Source organism: Methylomagnum sp. (genome assembly GCF_054333355.1).
Window position 1 is genome coordinate 1 of sequence record NZ_JBTEKS010000393.1, and the last position, 3,988, is coordinate 3,988.

A 3,988-nucleotide genomic window follows, 5' to 3' on the forward strand; every position below is an offset into this window, starting at 1 on the left:
TGAAATGTCTGCATAGTTTGGTGCATCGCTCAAGAAATCATCTGACACATTTATTAGATACCTTTATTTATATTGGAGCGGGCCTCTGGAACTTTAAACTCTCATTGAAAACACCAACTTAGGTAGGGAACATGTCTAATGGTCAGCCAAGCGTGCATGATCCGCTCATATTCCTCCGGCGTGATGGTCTTTTTTTCGTTTTCCTTCATTGCCTTCTCAAAGCGTTTCGCATCCTTACCCCGTAGAATCGGGGTTTCTTTTATCGGCCTTGCCATAATTACCTCCATCGCAATTAAGGATTATTCGTTTATATGTCTGCTATCACTGAATACTTAGCAACACTTCGCATTATCACACCGCAACCCGCCGCAAGTGAAGCAAGCTAGCATAAAAGTTATTTAGGCGTGTCCTTTTCATCGTTTGGCTGCATAAACCCCGGCCAAATTTTGTTTTTCCCACCCATATTCACAAGCCCCATATCCCGTAACTTACGCATATCCCTTTGCTTGGTTTTTTCATTGCGCTTGAGATATAGAGACTCATACCATGGCGATTTCTTCAAGTCATCAACGGCTATAGGGCCACGGGCAAGCAAGTGGGTCAGGATGGTATATTGTCGCGCATTAATTTCCCTGTGATCGAATAGCCGCTTCACTTGGGTTTCAAACAGCAACAAATTCACCAACCTATTAACCCGCCGATGCAACCGACCAATAACGATTCGCATAGCCTCAAGATGAAACATCACAAACGGGTTATTTGGTGCGGCTTGATTTTTAGCAGCCGCTTTCCGGCAGGCATTAAATAGTGCAAAGTATTGATCTATTTCTTCAAGATAATAACGCGCCAAAGCGAAAGGCGCATAGCGAAATCCGGCGGTTTTCAGTATCGTTGCCTCAAGCACCCGTCCCACCCGGCCATTGCCATCCCAAAAGGGATGAATCAATTCAAAATATAAATGCACCAGCGGCGCACGTATTAAAGCCGGTATGCCTGCGTCGGCAAGCTGTGCGTGCCATGCCACAAGGCTTTCTATTAATAGCTTAACATCCCCGCCATATTGGGGCGGCTTGTATTCCCCGCCATGCGCGGCATTCCCTACCCGAGTGATAATGTTCTTGGGATTATCCCTAAATATTCCAGGCTGATTATATTCGTTTGGCAAATCGCGAGTTATCGCCGCGTGAATCTTGCAAATATATTCGGTGGTAAGCTGCCAATTTGCATTCGGGGTAACTTGCTGGGCTATATCGTAAGCCGCTTTAATATTCACCACGCGCCGCTGTTCTATTTCCTTTATCAACAAGGGGTCCGTTTCCAAGAGTTCCGAAGTTTCCTCTTCGCTTAGCGTTCCCCCTTCAATGCTATTCGTGCCGAAAACGCTACTCGCGATAACTTCACGCTCGAATTGATTAGCCACTTGAGATAGGGGCGATTCCGAAAAGCGTTCGTGCGCGTCATTGGCACGCAGCAAAGCGGTTTCGACCACATTGCTATCCACCCCCACGCGAAACGTGAAGGGTCCAAAGCGTTGCGTTTCAACCCGGAATTCGCAATCGGCAAAGCTTGCCATGTCGGTAAAAATGTCGCCTTTTTTTGGCTAAAAAAGCCTTTTTAAACATAAAGATGGATGATAACACAAGAAAAAAATGTCCAAAAAAATGTCCGCTTTTTTCTTACACTAGGTTTCGCCCCAATTCACCCGGTCCCTGTCAGCAATCGGCACAGTTCCCCCCGCACCGCTTCCACGTCCCCCGCTTCCGGCCCGTCCAGAAACAGCGGATCGAACCGCACGCACCCCGCCAGCTTGTGGACCGCTTCCGGGTCCAAGCCCTGTTCCGGCCCGATGGTCTCCAAGGCGGTTTCCAAGGCCAGCAGCCGCGATTCCCATTGTTCCGTCGCCCTTTGGAACCGTTCCACCCCGGCCCGGTCCCCATGCTCACAGGCCACATGCGCCCCGCCACGGGCAGCCAGGAAGCGGGCGAACGCCTTCCAATATTCGATGGCCCACCACGAAGCCACGGCAAACAGCCGGTCGAGGCGTTCCTCATACTCGAAATGCGCCCCGGTATAGGTGAACGTGCCACGCGGCGCGGAATCCGCCACGCGGGTCAATTCCAATTCGTCGCCGTCGCACAGGTACTTGAAGGCCAGCGCGGCACGTTCCCGATGGGATAGCCCCGCATAGGCGCGGGTAATGGCGTCGGTCTTCATCGGCTCACCCTCCCAAGATTTCCCGGACAGCTTCATTCATCGCGGCCACGTCCCCGGCGTCGGGGCTTTCGATGGCGATAGGCCGGAACGGTTCGGCGGCGGTCCCCTGCCGTATCGCGTCCGGGTCGAAGCCATGGCGTGCCCCCGCGTCGTTCAAGGCCACATCCAAGGCCATTAGCCGGGATTCCCACGCCCGTGCGGCCCGCATGAAGTCCGGCCCGTGGGTTTCGTCCAGTCCCCCGCCCAAAGCGGCCATGCGGCGGGCCATGGTGCGCCAATGCTCCACGCCCCACCAGGCCGACAGGCGGATATAACGCTCCAACCATTGCCGGTATTCCGGTTCGGTACTCCGGCACGGCACCACGGGCACGGTGGACAGAATGCGCGTGGCTTCCAATTCATCCCCGGCGGCGCAATAGCCCAGCACCAGCCCGGCCCGCTCTTTCAGGCTCAAGGCGGCGTAACATTTGGTGAGTCGGTCGGCTTTCATGGCTTCCCCCGTTGGTTCAAAGTGCGTTCCATCAATTCCAAGCGGGTTTGTAGCACGTCGGTTTCGTAGGCTTTCCGAATCATGTCCAGCACATAGGCCAAGCGGGTTCCGTCTTGCGCCTCAATGCGTCCGGCCCGCATGTCCCGGTACACACTGGCGAGTTCGCGGCGGATGGCGCGGGCGTCGTGTAGGTCGATCTTCGCCGGGGGGGTGGGGGTGACGGAATTCCCTTCCCCGTCAAAGGTTTCCGGCTGGCGTTTTTCGGCGTGGCTCATGATGTTTTCACCTCCCGGAACTCGGGACAAAAGCCACAAAAGCCCCCGAACAAGCGGGCGCGTTCCGAAAAGCCGATTCTTTCAGCCCCCGGATTCCGGGACAAAAGCCACAAAAGGGCACGGCGGCGCAGGATCATAGCCCACCCCCGGAAATCGCCGGGTTCACCTCAAACGTCCGGCTAGGCCGGTGCGCGGGCTTGTCGGTCGGCACCAGCGGGCGGATATAGTGGCGCTCGGTGAGCACGTCCATGACGGGTTCCAAGTCGTTAGCCCGCTTGAAGCGGTTTTTGTGGATATAGTGGCAATCTCGGAAGGTGAAGCTTTCCAGCCCTTCCCGCCGAAGCCAGCCCAGCACCACCCGTGCCCCATCAAGCGCCGGGTCCGCCCCCATCAAATCGAACACCGCCAAGGCGTGGGCGCTCAAGGCTTCCGCGATGCGCAAAGCGGCGTGCATATCATCGGCGCTTATCTCGTGCTTTTCCGGCCCCCGGAAGGCGTGGCGGGTGATGTGCAGCAATCCCGCGACGCGGGCCATGGCACCGGGCAACTTCCCGGCCCAATCGGTGCAATGCTCGAATTTCCCGCCCGGCCCCATGTGGCCTTCCGTTTGACGCCAAAAGGCTTGCCAAGCATCGAACGCGGCGGGCGAAAGCTTGAGGGTATGGGGGCAGGCTTCGCCGTTGCGGTCGGTCCCCGGTTCCTTGTTCAGGATGGCGTGAAGGTGGCCTTCCCATCGAAGCTTCAAGTCTTCCGGTAACGGGCGGGTTTCCCCGGTGCGTCGCCCCAGGTTCGGCACGGGCAAGGCGTACAGGAACCGGCCCAACAAGCCCCGGCCCCGGAAACCGGGCTTCGCGGTCAATCCCCGCAGCACGTCCGGTTGCGGACTTATGCCGATGGTGAGCGCGGGGCGTTGCATAAACACAGACGGGCGGCTTCCCCGGTCCACCCGGACAGGGCTTCCGGCGTGCCCCTGTAGGAACACATCCAAATTCGGGATTCCGCCCGAATA

General features: G+C 56.6%; 5 protein-coding genes. All 5 read right to left on the reverse strand.

Annotated elements, in window-relative coordinates:
* Positions 1-394: 394 nt before the first annotated feature.
* A complete protein-coding gene (locus tag ACXWUF_RS19920) occupies positions 395-1,573 on the reverse strand; it encodes a Fic family protein (RefSeq protein ID WP_458499301.1) in 1,179 nt (392 codons plus the stop codon).
* A gap of 125 nt (positions 1,574-1,698) precedes the next feature.
* A complete protein-coding gene (locus ACXWUF_RS19925) occupies positions 1,699-2,214 on the reverse strand; it encodes a hypothetical protein (protein ID WP_458499300.1) in 516 nt (171 codons plus the stop codon).
* 4 nt (positions 2,215-2,218) lie between these two features.
* Entirely contained in the window at positions 2,219-2,704 is a 486-nt protein-coding gene (locus ACXWUF_RS19930; RefSeq protein WP_458499299.1) for a hypothetical protein, read from the reverse strand.
* Positions 2,701-2,979: a hypothetical protein gene (locus tag ACXWUF_RS19935; protein ID WP_458499298.1), complete on the reverse strand. Its 279-nt coding sequence runs from the start codon at positions 2,977-2,979 to the stop codon at positions 2,701-2,703. Before ACXWUF_RS19935 ends, ACXWUF_RS19930 begins: the two co-directional genes overlap by 4 nt.
* A 133-nt stretch (positions 2,980-3,112) precedes the next feature.
* Positions 3,113-3,988: DUF3987 domain-containing protein (locus ACXWUF_RS19940; RefSeq protein ID WP_458503360.1), on the reverse strand; the 876-nt coding region annotated here is incomplete at its 5' end.

What these genes read in the sequence shown, in the direction of transcription:
- ACXWUF_RS19935 (WP_458499298.1), bottom strand. Translation starts at nt 2,979, where the DNA reads ATGAGCCACGCCGAAAAACGCCAGCCGGAAACCTTTGACGGGGAAGGG.
- ACXWUF_RS19930 (WP_458499299.1), bottom strand. Translation starts at nt 2,704, where the DNA reads ATGAAAGCCGACCGACTCACCAAATGTTACGCCGCCTTGAGCCTGAAA.
- ACXWUF_RS19920 (WP_458499301.1), bottom strand. Translation starts at nt 1,573, where the DNA reads ATGGCAAGCTTTGCCGATTGCGAATTCCGGGTTGAAACGCAACGCTTT.
- ACXWUF_RS19925 (WP_458499300.1), bottom strand. Translation starts at nt 2,214, where the DNA reads ATGAAGACCGACGCCATTACCCGCGCCTATGCGGGGCTATCCCATCGG.